This is a genomic window from Streptomyces sp. NPDC044044, assembly GCF_056434405.1.
Map to the genome: position 1 here is coordinate 923,914 of NZ_JBWKFG010000002.1, position 15,962 is coordinate 939,875.

Genomic DNA, 15,962 nt, shown 5'->3' on the forward strand with positions numbered 1-15,962 from the left:
ATACGTTCACTGGCTCCCGGCGTGCTGCTTCACCTTCGTCGCGGTGTCACCGTCGACGGCCGACGCCAGCTGCGGAACCAGGCGATCCAGCATGTACGGCAGGCTCAGGACCGACACGAAGGAGACGGAGTTGCCGTAGTCGCTCGCCTCCGCGACATAGACCTCACGGTCCTCCTTGGCCACGTCCAGATCGGCGTAGAGCGGGTTCTCGCCGAGCTTGGCCTCGTCCTTCGCCGGGTCGGACGCGATCCACACGATCGCGTCGGTGTCCAGCAGATCGGTGCGTTCCTTGCTGATGTCGGCGCCGAACTCGTCGCCGATGACCTCGTCCAGGTCGCCCGGCAGGGTGAAGCCGAGGCCGGTCAGGACCCGGGAGCGTGGGTCCTGGCTGCCGAAGGCGAAGATTCCCTCGTACGGAGTGGCCATCACGGCACTTGACTCGGCGAACGCCGGGTTCTCCTTGGCCGCGGTCTTGAAGTCGGCCTCGACGCCCGCCACCAGCTTCTTGGCCTTGTCCTTCTGGCCGAGCGCCTTGCCGATGGTCTCGGTCTGCTGCTGCCACGGCACCCCGAAGTCGTTGAACTCCTTCGGCTGCGCCACCACCGGGGCGAACTTCGACAGGGTCGCGTACTGCTCCTTGGTCAGACCGCCGTAGACGGCGAGGATCAGGTCCGGGTGGAGGGCCGCGATCTTCTCCGTCTGCGGCCCTGTGCCGGTGTCCTTCAGGACGGTCGGCGCCTTGGCGCCGCCGAGCTCGTCGGCGGCCCAGGGGCCGATGGCGCCCTTGTAGCCGCCGAGCCACTCGGTGGTGCCGACGGGCACCTTGCCCAGGGCGAGCACGGCATCCTGGTCGGTGAGGCCGACGGTGACGATCCGCTTGGGTTCGGACTCGACGGTGGTGCTGCCGTACTTGTGCGCGATGTTCACCGGGAAGGCGCCGTCCGCGGACGCGGCACCGTCCGAGCCCGTGCCGGAGTCGTCTCCGGAGCCGCAGGCCGTGGCGGTGGCGAGCAGGAGGAGCGCGGAGGCGAGCGCTGTGGTGATGCGTGCCGTGCGTCTTGGAGAGCCGAGCATCAGTCGTCGTCCTTCACGGTGGTGGTGTCGGGCCTGCGGGGTGCGTGGGGGGCTTGTCGCTCGCGGTACGGGTGCCGGACCACGCCTGCCACAGGGAGGCGTAGGGCCCGGAGCCTTCGCGCAGTTCGTCGTGGGTGCCGCTCTCCACGATCCGGCCGCCCTCCATGACGACGATCCGGTCCGCCGTCGCGGCCTGGGTCAGGCGGTGTGCGACGACGAGCGCCGTGCGTCCCTCGACCGCCCGGTCCGCCGCCTTCTCCAGGAGACGCGCGCCGGTGCTGCCGGCCTCGGCCGTCGCCTCGTCGAGCACGGCCACCGGTGGATCGGCGAGGATCAGCCGGGCCAGGGCGAGTTGCTGCACCTGCGCGGAGGTGAGGCGGTGGCCTCCGTCGCCCACGACCGTGTCCAGGCCGCCGGGCAGTGCCTCGACCCACTCCAGCGCGTCGACGTCGGTCAGCGCCGTGCGCAGTTCGTCGTCGGTGGCGTCGGGGTGGGCCAGCCGCAGGTCGTCCGCCAGCGGCCCGGCGAAGACATGCGTCTCCTGGGTGACCAGGGCCACCGGAAGGCCGCTGCCCCCGCCCGGGGTTCCGGCCAGGCGCACCGATCCCGATGTCGCCTGGTGCACCCCCGCGATGAGCTTGGCGAGCGTGGTCTTGCCCGCGCCGCTCGGTCCGACGAGCGCCACTCGCTCCCCGGCACGGAGTGTGAGGTCTACGTGTCGCAGGACGGGACGGCCGGGTACGTACGCGTGGTCGATGCCGGTCACGGTGACGGTGCCGTCCGGCGCCGCACCGGGCCGCGACGGCTCGGCGGTCCCCTGTACCCGCGTGGGCTCAGGGGTCGGCTCGTCGGCCACCCCGACGAGGCGGGCGAGCGACGCGGTCGCCGACTGCGCGTCGTCGAGGAGTACGAGTGCGGAGTTGACCGGCGTGAACAGGCTGTGGAAGTAGAGCGCGGCGGCGGTCGCGGTGCCGATGGACACGGAGTCCGCGCGGACCAGGAGGAAACCGGTGACGAGGACCGCGGCGAGGCCGGTGTACTCGGCGACGTGCAGGCGGTTGTAGAAGTCGAGGACCAGCCGGATGCCGCGCATCTTCAGCGCGACCGCGGTCGACGAACGCCGGGTCACCCGCTCGGTGTGCTCCTCCTCGATGCGGAAGCCCCGCACCGTGCCCGCCCCGGCGATGGTGTCGAGGAGCTGCTGCTGCTGGGCCCCTGTGGCGATGCGCTGCTGGGCGTAGAGCGGCACGGCATGGCGGACGTACCAGCGGGCGGTGGTCGCCTGGACGGGCACCGCGAGCAGGGCCGCGACCAGGAAACGCCAGTCGAGCGCAGCCATCGCGGCCAGCGTCAAGAAGATGGCGAGCAGGGAACGGGCCAGCTCGGGCAGGGCGCTGCGCACCGCCTCGCCCACCACCGAGACGTCCCGGGTCACCCGCGCGGTGAGGTCTCCGGCACCGGCCTTCTCCACCTGCTCCAGCGGCAGCCGCAGGGCCTTCTCCACGAACCGCTCACGCAGCTGCGCGAGCACGGTCTCGCCGAGCCGGGAGACGAGCGACAGGCCGAGCGAGGTGGTGCCGCCGTGCGCGAGGGCGACCAGGACCAGCAGGACGACCGGGAGCGTGAGGTCTCCCGCGGGCCGCTGGTCGGCGACCAGGTCCACGATGCGGCCGAGGATCGGCTGGACGAGCAGTCCCACCGCCGTCGCCACGATCATCACCGCGAAGCCGCCGACCGCCAGGCCGCGGTGCGGTCGCACCAGCTCGCGGACCGCGGCGCGGGTGCGGGTCGCGGTGGCGGTGGGGAGCAGCTCGCGGGTGTCCGGATGCTGCTCGTTCGAGGTCTCGTTCATGCCAACACCGCCGTGCGATAGGCCTCGTGACGCTGGATCAGGTCGGCGTGCGGGGCCGTGTCGATGACCCGGCCTTCGTCAAGGAGCACCACGCGGTCGGTGACCGAGAGCAGCGCGGGGCTCGTGGTCACCAGGATCGTGGTGCGGCCCTTGCGGATCTCGCGCAGACCGGCGGCGATACGGGCCTCGGTCACGGCGTCGACCGCGGTGGTCGGATCGTGGACCACGAGGACGGGCCGTTCGGCCGCGAGGGCGCGGGCCAGGGCGACGCGTTGGCGCTGCCCGCCCGAGAGCGAGTGGCCGCGCTCGCCGACCGGCGTGTGCTCGCCGTCGGGCAGGGTCTGGGCGACCTGGGTCACTCCGGCGGCCGCCATTGCCTGTTCCGGGTCGGCGCCGTCCGGTGCGGCGGCCGTGACGTTCTCGCGGACGGTGCCCGCGAAGAGGTCCGCGTCGTGATCGGCGACGAGCATCGCCGTGCGCAGCTCGGCCGGGTCGAGGTCTCGCAGGGACATGCCGTCCAGTTCGACGGTCCCGGTGTCGGGGTCGGTCCGCCGGGCCAGGCAGCGCAGCAGGTCGCCCGCGTGCGCGGGGTCGGTCGCGACCACGCCGAGCAGTTCGCCGGGCGCGATGTCCAGGTCCACTCCGCGCAGACCGCCGTGCCGCACGCCGTCGAGCCGGACGGCGCCGCGCACCGGCTGGGACAGGCTCCGCTCCCCGGCGGTGATCGTGGGCGGGGTGGCGACGACCTCCGCGATCCGGGTGGCCGACGCACGGCCCTGGGCGAGTTCGGCGTTGACCCAGGAGAGCGTCTCCAGGGGGCCGAGCAGGAAGAGCGCGAGGCCGACCGCCGACACCAGGTCGCCGAGGCTGATGCTGCCCTGGGCGGCGAGTCTGCCGCCGACCAGTGCGACGGCGGCGATCAGGCACCCCGTGAGGGCGAGGACCACACCGCTCTGGAAGGCCTGGGCGCGTGCTGCCTTCAGGGTGGCCCCGAGGGAGTCGCGGCTCGTGGTGCGGTAGCGGGCGATGGCCGCCGACTCGCCGCCGATGCCCTTGAGTATCCGCAGGCCCGTCACCAGGTCGGCGGCGACGGCCGACGCGTGCGCGGCGCGCTCCTGCTCGGCCTCGCTGCGGTGCTCCAGCGGCTTGCTCAGGAGGTGCCCGAGCCAGAGCAGCACCGGTGTGCCGAGCAGCACGACGAGGCCGAGCGTCAGCGACATGCGCAGCAGGACGACGGCGCAGGTGAGAATGCCTGTCAGCGCCGAGATCCCGGCCATCAGGGCCATGTTGACCGCGCCGACGCGCTTGGCGTCCTCGGTCGCGATGTTGGCCAGGGCTCCGGGCAGCCGGCCTTCCTCGGCGCCGCCGCCCGGGTCGAGTATGCGGCGTACGAGAGAGATGCGAAGTGTGTGCTCGGCGCGGGCCGCGGCCCGCTCACCGGCCATGGCGCCGAAGCGGAAGCTCAGCGCGAGTGCCACATAGCCGACGGCGAGGACGCCGAGGCAGACGAGCAGGGCGCCGGTGTCGGAGTCGGTGACGGCCTGGTCGATCGCGACACCGATCAGGACGGGGACCAGCGCCTCGCCTATCTGGTGGCCGGAACCCAGCAGTGCGCCGACGCCGACGTCGCGCCGCTGCCCCCGTATGGACTCTCTCAGGACGTCCCGCCCCGACGGACTTGATGTACTCACCCGCCACCTCTCCAGGGCCGGACAATGCAGATGCAGAAAATCTAGGTGAGGCTACCCTAAGTCGATTCGCCGTGGTGACGGCCCATGGGAATGACCAGCGGTGTACCGCTGACCGGGTCCGGGGTGATGCGGCACTTCAGCTCGAAGACGTCCCGCACGGTGTCGACGGTGATCACCTCGGCCGGGGTGCCCTCGGCCGCGATCCGCCCCGACTTCATGGCGACGACGTGATCGGCGTAGCGGCAGGCCTGATTCAGGTCGTGCAGGACCATCACGACGGTGCGGTTCTCGCGGCGGTTGAGGTCGGTGATCAGGTCGAGTACGTCGATCTGGTGCGCCAGGTCGAGATAGGTCGTCGGCTCGTCGAGGAGCAGTACGGGGGTGCCCTGGGCGACCGCCATGGCGATCCAGGCGCGTTGGCGCTGTCCGCCGGAGAGTTCGTCGACGGGGCGGTCCGCGAGATCGGTCATGCCGGTCGCGGCCAGGGCCTGGTGGACGGCGTCCTCGTCGGACTTCGACCACTGCCGCCACCAGGTCTGGTGCGGTGAACGGCCGCGGTTGACCAGGTCGATGACGGTCAGACCCTCGGGCGCGACCGGGCTCTGCGGCAGGATGCCCAGGCGCTGAGCCAGCTCTCGGCTCGGTATGGAGTGCAGCGCACGCCCGTCCAGGTGGACGGCGCCGTCGCGAGGTGCGAGCAGCCGGGCCAGGGCGCGCAGCAGGGTGGACTTGCCGCAGGCGTTGGCGCCGACGATCGCCGTGATGCGGCCCGGCGGCACGGACAGGTCGAGGCCGTCCACCACCAGCCGGTTGCCGTAGGCCAGGCGCAGGTCGCTGGCCCGCAGGTCCACGTCGGTGGCCGGCGCGGGTCCTGCCGGAGCGGGGTCGGTCGACAGGGAGTCAGCCGACATGGGATCAACCTCCTGAACCCGCGCGGTTGGCGCGGACGAGCAGCCAGAGCAGGATCGGCGCGCCGAGCACGCCGGTGACGATGCCGACCGGCAGTTCCGTGCCGGAGACGAGTGTGCGGGCGATGAGGTCACTGCCGAGGACCATCACGGCCCCGGTCAGACCCGAGGCGAGGGTGGGCGGCCACGCCGTGCGGGCGAGGCGCTGGGTGATCTGCGGCGCGGCGAGCGCCACGAAGGCCACGGGTCCCGCGGACGCGGTGGCGAAGGCGACGAGCCCGACCCCGCAGAGCAGGACGGCCAGGCGTACCGGCTGCACCCGGGTGCCGAGCCCGGTCGCCACGTCGTCCCCCAGCTGCAGGGTGCGCAGCAGCCGCCCGAGCAGCAGCGCCGCGGGCAGCAGCACCGCGAGCGCGATCGCGAGCGGCCCGACCTGGGCCCACGTACGGCCGTTGAGGTTGCCGACCAGCCAGCCGAGTGCGGCCTGCGCCTGGAACCGGCCGCCCCTGGCCAGGAGATGGTCGGTCGCGCTGGTGCAGATCCAGGCCACTCCGATGCCGACCAGGATGATGCGGTAGCCGGTGGCGCCGCGGCGCCAGGCCAGGGCGTACACGACGAGCGCCGTGGCCAGGGCGCCGAAGAGCCCAAGGGCCTGGGTGCCGAGGCCGCCGTCCCAGCCGAGGACGATCCCCGCGACGACGGCGGTGCCCGCGCCCTGGGTCAGGCCGATCATGTCGGGGCTCGCCAGCGGGTTGCGGGTCATGGTCTGGAACAGCGCGCCGGACACACCGAAGGCGACCCCGGCGAGCAGTCCGACCAGGGCGCGGGGCAGCCGCAGTTCCTCGACCACGAGGACGGTGCCCGGGTCGCCGGAGCCCGCGAGGGCGCGTACGACATCGGCGAAGGCGATCGGGTAGTCGCCGATCGTCAGGCCCCAGCAGAACAGCAGGAAGCCACCGACGGCGAGCACCGCGCCCAGCGCCACGAGCCGTGGGCGCAGGATCCCGGAGACGGGCGGCACGGTCAGCCGGAACGGACGGACGGAGGACCCGCGGGTACGGACGGCAGAGGTGCCGCGCGCGGTCTTCGAGCCGCTCATCCTCATACCTCCGACAGGTGGCGTCGGCGGACCATGGCGATGAAGAACGGGCCGCCGATGAAGGCGACGACGACACCCGCCTGGATCTCGGTGGGCCGTGCGACGACCCGTCCGACGATGTCGGCGGCGAGCAGCAGGCACGGGGCGAGCACCGCCGACAGCGGAAGCAGCCAGCGGTGGTCGGGGCCGATCCCCGCCGATTGGGCGAGCACGCGGGCGACATGCGGAACGATCAGTCCGATGAAGACGACCGGACCGATCACCGCGACCGCCGCGCCGGTCAGGAGCGTGACCGCGGCGACCCCCTGGAGCCGGACAAGACCGAGCCGCCGCCCGAGCGATGCCGCCACGTCGTCGCCCAGGGCAAGGCTGTTGAGGGCCGGTGCGCACGCCAGGGCGAGGGCCGTGCCCACCGCGATGAAGGGCAGGATCCGCAGGACCGTGGCGCCGTCCTGGTCGGCCATCGAACCGGCGGAGAAGAAGCGGAAGCGATCGAGCGCGTCGGGGTCGGTCAGCGCGATCGCGCTGGTGAGGGAGGAGAGCAGCGAGGTCACCGCGACACCGGCGAGCGCCAGTTTGACCGGCGTCAGGCCGGACCGGCCCAGCCTGCCGAGCAGGTAGACCAGGACGCTCGCCACGAGAGCGCCCGCGAAGGCGAACCAGACGTACCCCTGGAACGAGCCGACGCCGATCACCCCGACGGCCAGCACGATGGCGAAGGAGGCACCGGCGCTGACGCCGAGGATGCCCGGGTCCGCGAGCGGATTGCGGGTCAGGGCCTGCATGAGCGCGCCGGAGAGACCCAGGGCCGCGCCCGCCGCGATGCCGAGGGTGGTGCGGGGTACGCGCGCCGACCAGACGATGTTCTCCACCAGTCCGCTCGGAGCGTGGCCGAACAGCGCCCGCACGACCTGGTCCGGCGGAATGCTTGCCGCGCCGAGGGCGATCGACAGCACGCAGAGCACGGCCAGGACGGCGCCGAGCGTAGCCACGAGAAGGGCCGGACGGACCTTCATGCTCCGCGTCACGTTGCGGTCTCCAACAGCCAACTCCCTTGGGGGTGGCGGGACTTGGGCGTGGTGCGGGACGCGAGATCCGCCGAAGCCGGGCCGGTCGATTAGGTTACCCTAACTTTTCGGCCACCACCGGTGAGGGCTCCCGCCGCTGCCGCCGCCTTCCGGCCTCCGCCCCCGCGGGCCCCTAGGCTTCCTCCAGGCATCGGCCCCCAACCCCTGGAGCGCACACCGTGTTCGACCCCGCACCGGAGCACCCGTACCCCGACGGTCACCGACCGGACGAGGCACCGGCACCGCATCCGCTGCTCACGCCCGTGCTCGGCCTCCTGGGCACCTGGCACGGCCGGGGCCAGGGCGAGTACCCGACCCTCGACGCGGACTTCACGTACGCCCAGGAAGTCACCTTCAGCCACGACGGCCGGCCCTTCCTGCACTACGAGGCCAGGGCCTGGCTGCTCGACGCCGACGAGGCACCGCTGCGTCCTTCCGCCCGGGAGAGCGGCTGGTGGCGGCTGCAGCCCGAAGGCCGGGTGGAGGCGCTGATCACCCAGCCCACCGGAATCGCCGAGATCGCGGTGGGCCACGCGACCGGCGACACGATCGACCTCTCCACCAGCGAGGTGGCGCGCACCCCCACCGCCAAGGAGGTCAGGGCCACCCGCCGCCGCTACACGCTCACCGACGACGGTCAACTCACCTTCGTCCACGACCTGGAGGCGGTCGGCCAGCCGCTGCAGCACCACCTCTCGGCACGGCTGCGGCGCACGGCGTAGGCCGCGCGGCGGCCGCCGCCCGTACGTGGCCCGAAACCGGCCTTGACCGAGGCTCGCCGAAGTCTATGGTCTGGACTAATCGGCCATCGCGAACATCTGGCCCCACCTCTTCACGTACACCCCCACCCGAGTACGTCGCGCAACCTGCAGAAGCACTTCACGCACACCCCCACTCCCAGCGCCGTGAAGGAGTTACGCATGCACAGGAAGCGGAAGTTGGCCGCGATGATAGGTGCGGGCCTGGCACCGGTCCTCGCCCTCACGCTGCCGACCGGTTCGGCGAGCGCGCACGGATATGTCAACGCACCGGCGAGCCGGCAGGCGCAGTGCGCCGCAGGCACGGTCGCGTGCGGCGAGATCAAATGGGAACCGCAGAGCGTCGAGGGGCCCAAGGGCCTGCGCAGCTGCAGCGGCGGCAACGCGCGCTTTGCCGAGCTGGACAACGACAGCAAGGGGTGGCGGGTCAGCGACGTGAGCAGGACGCAGACCTTCACCTGGACGTTCACGGCGCGCCACCGCACCGCGAACTACGAGTACTTCGTCGACGGCACGAAGGTCGCCACGATCGACGGCGGCAACCAGCAGCCGCCCGCCACCGTCTCGCACCAGGTCAACCTCGGCAGCGCCACCGGCAGGCACAAGGTGCTCGCCGTCTGGAACATCGGCGACACGTCGAACGCCTTCTACGCGTGCATCGACGTGAACATCCGTTAGGGCAGGTGTCTGGGCCAGGCGTCCTTGACGTAAATCTCTCCGGTCATGGCCCTATGAACTGATACGTCCTCTGGCTACCCTCCGCCGCATGATTTCCACGGTTGTCTGGGGTACCGGAAATGTCGGCCGCGCGGCCATCCGTGCCGTCGAGGCCCACCCGGCGCTGAAGCTCACGGCCGTGCTCGTCCACAGTCCCGACAAGGTCGGCCGCGACGCGGCCGACCTCGCCGGGCTCGACGGGCCGTCGGGCGTCGCCGCGACCGACGACATCGACGCCGTCCTCGCGGCCTCGCCCCAGGCCGTGGTGTACGCGGCCTCCGGCGACATCCGCCCCGACGAGGCCCTCGACGACGTCGGCCGGGCGATCCGGGCCGGAGCCGTCGTCGTCACCCCCGCGCTCTACGCGCTCTACGACCAGCGCAACGCCCCGCCCGAGCTGCGGGATCCGGTCGTCGCCGCCATTGCCGAGGGCGGCGGCTCCCTCTTCGTGTCCGGCGTCGACCCCGGCTGGGGCAACGACGTACTGCCGCTGTTGATCAGCGGACTCGGCAGCACCGTCGACGCGATCCGCTGCCAGGAGATCTTCGACTACTCCACGTACGACCAGGAGGATTCCGTACGCCACCTGATCGGCATGGGGCATCCGATGGACTACGAGCCCCTGATGCTCGCCGAGACCGTCCCGACCATGGTGTGGGGCGGCCAGATACGGCTGATGGCCAGGGCGCTCGGCGTCGAACTCGACGACATCCGCGAGACGTTGGAGCGCCGCGCGCTCGACGCCTCGGTGACCACGCGCACGATGGGCGACTTCGAGAAGGGCACCCAGGGCGCCGTGCGGTTCGAGGTGCAGGGCATCGTCGGGGGAGAGCCCCGCATCGTCATCGAGCACGTCACCCGCATCCACCCGTCCTGCGCACCGGACTGGCCGACGCCGCCGGACGGCGCGGGCGCGCACCGGGTGATCATCGAGGGCCGTCCGCGCATCGAGGTGACGGTCGAGGCCACCGACGAGGGCGAGAACCGGTCAGCGGGCGGCAACGCCACCGCGGTCGGCCGTCTGGTCGGCGCCATCGACTGGCTCGTGGCCGCGGAGCCCGGACTCTACGACGCGCTCGACATCCCGCTGCGCCCCGCGACAGGCAAGCTCGGAAGGAGCCAGAAATGAAGATAGACATCCCCGAGGGGCAGGAGCCGATCGGGTACGTGTGGGGTGACATGGTCCCCGGCATCGGCATGGCCGCCGCGAACTTCTCCCTGTCGGTGTACGAGCACACGACCCTGGGACTGCGGGAGTTCGAGGCCGCGCGGCTGCGTGTCGCACAGATCAACGGGTGCCTCTTCTGCCTCGACTGGCGGACCGAACGCGAGGGGCAGAAGGTCGAGGATGAGTTCGCCGAAGCGGTGACCCAGTGGCGTACCACCGACGCCTTCGACGACCGGACACGCCTTGCCGCCGAGTACGCCGAGCGGTACGCCCTGGATCACCACGGCCTCGACGAGGAGTTCTGGACGCGGATGACCGCGCACTACAGCCAGCACGAGATCGTGGAGCTGAGCATGAGCATCGGCTCCTGGCTGGCGTTCGGCCGACTCAACCACGTGCTCGGCCTCGACGCGGTGTGCGTCCTGCCGGGGCACTGACGCCTGCTGCCCCGGCACCGGGAGGACGCGGCTACAGATCGGTCGCGATGATCTTCTCGATGTTCCGTTCGGCGAGCGCCGTGATGGTGACGAACGGGTTGACGCTCGTGTTGCCGGGGATCAGCGAGCCGTCGATGACGTACAGGCCCGGATGCCCGTGCAGACGGCCGTAGTTGTCGGTGGCCTTGTTCAGGACGGCGCCGCCGAGCGGGTGGTAGGTGAGGTGGTCGCCCCAGATCTTGTACGTGCCGAACAGATCGGTGCGGTAGATCGTCCCCTCCTTTGAGTTGATCTTGTCGAAGATGGTCTTGGCGGCATCGATGGACGGCTGCTTCCATGCCGTCTGCCAGTTCAGCTCCGCCTTGCCCGCCGCGGCGTTCCAGGAGAAGGACGCACGGTTCGGGTTCTTGGTGATCGACAGGTAGAACGAGGCGTACGTCTCGATCCCGGTGGGCAGTGGTGCCACCTCGGCGAACGCGCCGCCGGCCGCCCAGTTGTCGATGCCGGCGGTGGGGATGGACGACTGGACCTTGCCGGTCGGGTCCCACAGGTGGTTGGCGCGGCCGCACATGACGTTGCCGTTGTCGCCCCAGCCCTTGCCGATCTCCCCGTTCAGCTGGGGCAGCGCGCCGGTGGCTTTCAGTTTGACCAGGAGTTTGCTGGTGCCGACGCTGCCGGCCGCGAAGAACACCCGGTCCGCGGTCACGGACTTGGTGGCGGTGGTGGCGCCGCTGGTGTTGAGCTGCTCGATGACGACGGTGTACCCGCCGCCGGACGCGGGGGAGACCGTGGTGACCTTGTGCAGCGGGGAGATGGTGACCTTGCCGGTCGCTTTCGCCTTGGCGATGTAGGTCTTCTGGAGCGACTTCTTGCCGTAGTTGTTGCCGTAGAGGATCTCGCCGGCGACCGCCGACTTGGGGACCGTTCCGGCCGCCTCCTGCTTCATGTAGTCCCAGTCGTAGACGCCCGGCACGAAGACGAAGGGGAAGCCGGAGCGCTGGGCGTGCTTACGGCCGACGCGGGAGTACTGGTAGCAGTCGACGCTGTCGAACCAGGCCGGGTCGATGGTGCTGACGCCGAGACCGGCGTTGGCGCGCGGGTAGTACGTGGAGTACATCTCGTCGGCGTTGACCGACGGGAGGATGGCGCCGAAGTTCTCGCGCTTGGGCGTGACGGCCATGCCGCCGTTGACCAGTGAGCCGCCGCCGACACCGCGCCCCTGGTAGACGATGATGCCGCCCATCTCCTCGGCGTCGAGGATCCCGGTGTAGCGGGGGATGTCCTTGTCGATCGGGAAGCCGAGGAAGTTGCTCAGGGGCTGTTTGGTCCTGGTGCGCAGCCAGTAGGAACGGCCGTCGGGCGAGGTCGTGTGGGCGAAGATCTTGCCGTCGGACCCGGGGGTGTCCCAGGCCATGCCCATCTCGATCATGTGGACGTCGACGCCCGCCTGGGCCAGGCGCAGGGCGGCGACGGAGCCGCCGTACCCGGTGCCGATCACCAGGACGGGGACGCGGGCTCCGTCGCCGATGGGTCCGGCCGCGGCCAGGGCGTCCGCCTGGGCGGCGGCGGGGATGGTCTGAGCGGAGAGGGTGACGGCGCCGAGAATAGAACCAGTTCCAGCTAAGAATCTTCGCCGCGTGACGCCCTCTGGATCGGTGATGCGCGTGGTAGTGCCACTCATGTGACGTTCCTCACTCTCGTAGGAATGGGAACGAGTTCTACTGCTACTGGCTCATTAAGTCACTGCATACCTAGAGGTAACTTCTGTCCGATCTTGTACCTATGCGCCACCGTCGCCCAGGAGTTGTTTCCTTGCCAGGTCGACGTCGAAGTCTCCTCGCGGGTACTGCGGATCCAGCTCGCCCAGGTGCTCCAGGAGCAGGCTGCTGATCGCCCAGTTGCGGTACCACTTGCGGTCCGCCGGGATGACGTACCAGGGGGCGTGGGCCGTCGAGCAGCGCTCCAGCGCGATCTCGTACGCCTCCTGATAGGCGGGCCACAGGGCGCGCTCCGTGATGTCGCCCGGGTTGAACTTCCAGTGCTTGTCCGGGTTGTCGAGGCGTTCGAGCAGGCGGCGCCGCTGCTGCTCGTAACTGATGTGCAGGAAGCACTTGATGACGGTGACGCCGTCGTCGGCGAGGCTCTGCTCGAAGCGGTTGATCTGGCCGTAGCGGCGGCCTAGCTGGCGGCGGGGGGCCAGTTCGTGGACGCGGGCGATGAGGACGTCCTCATAGTGCGAGCGGTCGAAGATGCCGATCTCGCCGGGCAGCGGCAGGGCTCGCATGATGCGCCAGAGGAAGGGGTGGCTGCGCTCCTCGGGCGTCGGTGTCTTGAAGGCCTTGATGCGGCAGCCGGAGGGATTGAGCGGGCCGATGACGTGCTTGACCGTGCCGCCCTTGCCGCTGGTGTCCATGCCCTGGAGCACGAGGAGGATGCGGCGGCGGTCACCCGCGGTGCTCGCCGCGTAGAGCCGCTCCTGGAGGTCGGCGAGGTGTTCGCCCATCCGTGCGGTGGCCAGGACCCCGGCGGCCTTGTCCGCCGGTCCCGCCGGGGTCGCGTCGGCGGCGTACGAGGAGAGGTCGACGCGCTCGCCTTCGGGGATCCGCAGCAGTTCGCGGAGCGGGGCGGGGGCCTTTCCGGGTTTTCCGCCGTCCTTTTTGTTCTTCTTCTTGTCCTTGGCCACTGAGTGAACCCTTCCTCTGGTTTCCCTCGATGGTCGCCGTGCGGGCTGGGGTGCGCCACTCAGTTCAGGCCTGCGGGCAAGCCTTGTAAAGAAACCTTTCTAAAGGTACCTTTACATCATGTCGGAGACCTCTGGACCCGCCTCCCCGGACGGCGCGCCGCCCCGCAGTATTCGCCTCACCGACCCCCGCGCCCTGCGGGCCTACGCCCACCCCACGCGCATGGCCCTGGTCGGCCTGCTGCGGCGGAGCGGGCCGTTCACGGCCACCCGCGCCGCCGAGCTGACCGGCGAGTCCGTGGCCAGCTGCTCGTACCACCTGCGGATGCTCGCGAAGTACGGGCTCGTCGAGGAGGCGCCGGGCGGCCGGGGGCGCGAGAAGCCGTGGCAGGCGACCGCCCGGTTCACCGACTGGCCCGGCTACAGCGAGGACCCGTCCGTCGCCGAGGCGTCGGACGCGCTGAACACCGCCGTCGCCGAGCGGTACTTCGAGCGCATCATGCGGGCCAAGGAGCAACGGCACCTCCTGTCACGCGACTGGCAGGAGGCGGAGCAGTTCGGCGACACGTTCCTCTACCTCACCCCGGAGGAGCTTGCCGACATCGGTGAGGGGATGGACGACCTGCTGCGTCCCTACGAAGACCGCGCCGTCGACCCGTCCCTGCGCCCCGAAGGAGCGCGGCACGTCAGCGTGCTGCGGATCGCCTTCGTGGACCAGGAGATTCCCGGGGGCGACCCCGGCGGCGACGCGGACGCCGACCGGTGAAGCTCGCGGAGCGCATACCCGGCCTCCTCCGCGAGCGGACCTTCCGGAGCTACTGGACCGGGCAGACCATTTCCCTCGTCGGCGGCGAGATCTCGCTGATCGCCATCCCGCTCGCCGCCGTGCTCGTCCTCGGCGCCGACGCCGCCGAGATGGGCTGGCTCAAGGCGGCCGAGCTGCTGCCCGCGCTGCTCCTCAATCTCCCGCTGGGCGCGTGGGCCGACCGGCAGGCAAGGCGGCGGCGCGCCATGATCGCCGCCGATCTGGCCCGCGCGGCGCTGCTCGTGACGCTTCCGGTCGCGTATCTGCTCGACGTCCTCACGCTCGGGCAGCTCTATGCGACGGCGTTCGCGATCGGTGCGCTGACCGTGCTCTTCGACGCCTGCAACAACACCCTGTTCGTGGCGCTGGTGCCCCCCGAGCACTATGTGCGGGCCAACTCGCTGGTCAGCGGCAGCCGTTCGATGTCCTGGCTGGCGGGACCCGGGGCCGGCGGGCTTCTCGTGCAGATCCTCACCGCCCCCTTCGCCCTGCTCGCCGACGCCTTCACCTACCTCGTCTCGGCCCACTTCCTCGGGCGGATCGAACCGGTCGAGCCCGTGCCCGAACCCGTGGGCAAGGGGCACTTCACGGCGGGCCTGCGATGGGTGGTCAAGGAGCCTTCGATGCGGGCGCTGTTCGCCTGGTCCGGGACCATCCAGTTCTTCAACTACATGTTCCACACGCTCTTCGTGCTCTACGTGACGGTCGAACTCGGCCTGGGCGCGGGCGTTCTCGGCGCGATACTGAGCGCCGGTGCCGTCGGCGGTCTCATCGGCGCGGCGTGCAGCGGGAGGATCGTGCGCCGTTTCGGCATCGGACCCTCGATCCTCTGCGGCTCCGTGGGATTCACCCTGCCCCTGGTGCTCGTGCCGCTCGCCGACGGTCCGCTGCCGCTGATCGTCGGCACGCTCTTCCTCGCCGAATTCCTCAGCTGCGTCGGTGTGATGGTCATCGACATCGCCGCGGCGTCCCTCCAGATGGTGCTGATCCCGCAGGCCATCCGCTCACGCGTCATGGGCGCCTTCCGCACCCTGAACCACGGCTTCCGCCCCCTGGGCGCCCTGCTCGGGGGCTTTCTCGGCTCGGCCATCGGGCTGCGCCCGACGCTCTGGATCGGCACGGCCGGAGCGGTCCTCGCGGTGCTGTGGCTGCTCCCGTCGCCCGTGCCGGGCACCCGGGAGCTGCCGGAGCCCGTCGCCCAGGACTCCGTGCCCGCCTAGAGGGCCGTCATGGGCCTCAGCCTGCGTCCAGGACCGGCACGTTGGGAGCGAACGCCTGGACCGCGGCCCGCAGGCCCTCCGGGTCCAGGCGCCAGAGGTTGACCGCGCGGCTCGCCAGGAAGAGCTCGTGGTCGACGTGCGGGGCCAGCGCGGCCGTCTTCTCCGGGGTGAGCGCCGAGTTAGGGCCGGGCAGGAGCGGTGCTCCGGGGCGGCGCCGGACGCCGATGTAGTGCATCGCCGAGCCCGTCATCCGCTGCTGCCACGTCACGAGCGCCGTGATGTCCTGCCACGGCACCTGGGCGGTCTGCGTGGGGTAGCGGGCCGGAGCGCCTCCGAGCAGCACGCCGGTCCCGTCGACCCGGAACGCGGTCAGACGCTTCCAGCCCGCGCCGCCGAAGAGCTGGGCGGGGCTGCGGGTGAAGTGCGCCTCGTAGGCGGGGGATTGCGTGTCGGCCATGGTCAGAGGCTATCGAGGCCTGCGCGATG

At 71.0% G+C, this 15,962-nt stretch carries 15 protein-coding genes; 6 read left to right on the forward strand and 9 right to left on the reverse strand.

Annotated elements, in window-relative coordinates:
- Window positions 1–6: 6 nt before the first annotated feature.
- Genes AC07AG_RS09980 through AC07AG_RS10005 form a run of 6 tightly spaced genes read right to left on the reverse strand, consistent with a single transcriptional unit; the run spans window position 7 to window position 7,640 of the window.
- Window positions 7–1,074 (reverse strand): iron-siderophore ABC transporter substrate-binding protein, encoded by a 1,068-nt coding sequence (locus AC07AG_RS09980; protein ID WP_478753600.1) that lies wholly within the window; start codon window positions 1,072–1,074, stop codon window positions 7–9.
- A 13-nt stretch (window positions 1,075–1,087) separates the two neighbouring features.
- Window positions 1,088–2,926: an ABC transporter ATP-binding protein gene (locus tag AC07AG_RS09985; protein ID WP_478753602.1), complete on the reverse strand. Its 1,839-nt coding sequence runs from the start codon at window positions 2,924–2,926 to the stop codon at window positions 1,088–1,090.
- Window positions 2,923–4,617 carry an ABC transporter ATP-binding protein gene (locus tag AC07AG_RS09990; RefSeq protein WP_478753604.1) on the reverse strand — a complete coding sequence of 565 codons (1,695 nt, stop codon included), beginning with the start codon at window positions 4,615–4,617 and terminating at the stop codon, window positions 2,923–2,925. Before AC07AG_RS09990 ends, AC07AG_RS09985 begins: the two co-directional genes overlap by 4 nt.
- A gap of 56 nt (window positions 4,618–4,673) precedes the next feature.
- Complete coding sequence (locus AC07AG_RS09995) at window positions 4,674–5,528, reverse strand: ABC transporter ATP-binding protein (RefSeq protein WP_478753606.1); 855 nt, start codon at window positions 5,526–5,528, stop codon at window positions 4,674–4,676.
- A 4-nt stretch (window positions 5,529–5,532) separates the two neighbouring features.
- Window positions 5,533–6,624, reverse strand: a complete 1,092-nt coding sequence (locus AC07AG_RS10000) for a FecCD family ABC transporter permease (protein WP_478753608.1) — start codon at window positions 6,622–6,624, stop codon at window positions 5,533–5,535.
- Window positions 6,625–6,626: 2 nt separating this feature from the next.
- Complete coding sequence (locus AC07AG_RS10005; protein WP_478753987.1) at window positions 6,627–7,640, reverse strand: FecCD family ABC transporter permease; 1,014 nt, start codon at window positions 7,638–7,640, stop codon at window positions 6,627–6,629.
- A gap of 230 nt (window positions 7,641–7,870) precedes the next feature.
- On the opposite strand from AC07AG_RS10005, the gene AC07AG_RS10010 reads away from it, so the two are divergent.
- The 4 genes from AC07AG_RS10010 to AC07AG_RS10025 all read left to right on the forward strand — a co-directional run bounded on the left by AC07AG_RS10010 (window position 7,871) and on the right by AC07AG_RS10025 (window position 10,771).
- Window positions 7,871–8,413, forward strand: a complete 543-nt coding sequence (locus tag AC07AG_RS10010) for a nitrobindin family protein (RefSeq protein ID WP_478753610.1) — start codon at window positions 7,871–7,873, stop codon at window positions 8,411–8,413.
- 198 nt (window positions 8,414–8,611) lie between these two features.
- Window positions 8,612–9,127: a lytic polysaccharide monooxygenase auxiliary activity family 9 protein gene (locus AC07AG_RS10015; RefSeq protein ID WP_478753612.1), complete on the forward strand. Its 516-nt coding sequence runs from the start codon at window positions 8,612–8,614 to the stop codon at window positions 9,125–9,127.
- Window positions 9,128–9,215: 88 nt separating this feature from the next.
- The gene (locus AC07AG_RS10020) at window positions 9,216–10,295 is read left to right on the forward strand and encodes an NAD(P)H-dependent amine dehydrogenase family protein (protein ID WP_478753613.1); all 1,080 of its coding nucleotides are present in this window, start codon (window positions 9,216–9,218) and stop codon (window positions 10,293–10,295) included.
- A complete protein-coding gene (locus tag AC07AG_RS10025) occupies window positions 10,292–10,771 on the forward strand; it encodes a carboxymuconolactone decarboxylase family protein (RefSeq protein ID WP_478753615.1) in 480 nt (159 codons plus the stop codon). The genes AC07AG_RS10020 and AC07AG_RS10025 overlap by 4 nt, the downstream gene beginning before the upstream one ends.
- Before the next feature lie 31 nt (window positions 10,772–10,802).
- On the opposite strand, the gene AC07AG_RS10030 is transcribed toward AC07AG_RS10025, so the two are convergent.
- On the reverse strand, window positions 10,803–12,452 hold the full coding sequence (locus AC07AG_RS10030; protein WP_478753617.1) for a GMC oxidoreductase: 1,650 nt from the start codon (window positions 12,450–12,452) through the stop codon (window positions 10,803–10,805).
- Window positions 12,453–12,551: 99 nt separating this feature from the next.
- The gene (locus AC07AG_RS10035; protein ID WP_478753619.1) at window positions 12,552–13,454 is read right to left on the reverse strand and encodes a PPK2 family polyphosphate kinase; all 903 of its coding nucleotides are present in this window, start codon (window positions 13,452–13,454) and stop codon (window positions 12,552–12,554) included.
- 118 nt (window positions 13,455–13,572) lie between these two features.
- Here AC07AG_RS10035 and AC07AG_RS10040 point away from each other — a divergent pair, with 118 nt between their 5' ends.
- Window positions 13,573–14,217, forward strand: coding sequence for a winged helix-turn-helix domain-containing protein (locus AC07AG_RS10040; protein ID WP_478753621.1), 645 nt, complete (start codon window positions 13,573–13,575; stop codon window positions 14,215–14,217).
- Entirely contained in the window at window positions 14,214–15,476 is a 1,263-nt protein-coding gene (locus AC07AG_RS10045; protein ID WP_478753623.1) for an MFS transporter, read from the forward strand. Before AC07AG_RS10040 ends, AC07AG_RS10045 begins: the two co-directional genes overlap by 4 nt.
- A 16-nt stretch (window positions 15,477–15,492) precedes the next feature.
- On the opposite strand, the gene AC07AG_RS10050 is transcribed toward AC07AG_RS10045, so the two are convergent.
- Window positions 15,493–15,933 carry a hypothetical protein gene (locus tag AC07AG_RS10050; RefSeq protein WP_478753625.1) on the reverse strand — a complete coding sequence of 147 codons (441 nt, stop codon included), beginning with the start codon at window positions 15,931–15,933 and terminating at the stop codon, window positions 15,493–15,495.
- Between the last annotated feature and the right edge of the window lie 29 nt (window positions 15,934–15,962).

Excerpts from the sequence above, each read along its gene's own strand:
- AC07AG_RS10040 (WP_478753621.1), top strand. The coding sequence starts at position 13,573 with ATGTCGGAGACCTCTGGACCCGCCTCCCCGGACGGCGCGCCGCCCCGC.
- AC07AG_RS10005 (WP_478753987.1), bottom strand. The coding sequence starts at position 7,640 with ATGAAGGTCCGTCCGGCCCTTCTCGTGGCTACGCTCGGCGCCGTCCTG.
- AC07AG_RS09995 (WP_478753606.1), bottom strand. The coding sequence starts at position 5,528 with ATGTCGGCTGACTCCCTGTCGACCGACCCCGCTCCGGCAGGACCCGCG.
- AC07AG_RS09980 (WP_478753600.1), bottom strand. The coding sequence starts at position 1,074 with ATGCTCGGCTCTCCAAGACGCACGGCACGCATCACCACAGCGCTCGCC.
- AC07AG_RS10050 (WP_478753625.1), bottom strand. The coding sequence starts at position 15,933 with ATGGCCGACACGCAATCCCCCGCCTACGAGGCGCACTTCACCCGCAGC.
- AC07AG_RS10025 (WP_478753615.1), top strand. The coding sequence starts at position 10,292 with ATGAAGATAGACATCCCCGAGGGGCAGGAGCCGATCGGGTACGTGTGG.
- AC07AG_RS10030 (WP_478753617.1), bottom strand. The coding sequence starts at position 12,452 with ATGAGTGGCACTACCACGCGCATCACCGATCCAGAGGGCGTCACGCGG.
- AC07AG_RS09985 (WP_478753602.1), bottom strand. The coding sequence starts at position 2,926 with ATGAACGAGACCTCGAACGAGCAGCATCCGGACACCCGCGAGCTGCTC.
- AC07AG_RS10020 (WP_478753613.1), top strand. The coding sequence starts at position 9,216 with ATGATTTCCACGGTTGTCTGGGGTACCGGAAATGTCGGCCGCGCGGCC.
- AC07AG_RS10015 (WP_478753612.1), top strand. The coding sequence starts at position 8,612 with ATGCACAGGAAGCGGAAGTTGGCCGCGATGATAGGTGCGGGCCTGGCA.
- AC07AG_RS10000 (WP_478753608.1), bottom strand. The coding sequence starts at position 6,624 with ATGAGCGGCTCGAAGACCGCGCGCGGCACCTCTGCCGTCCGTACCCGC.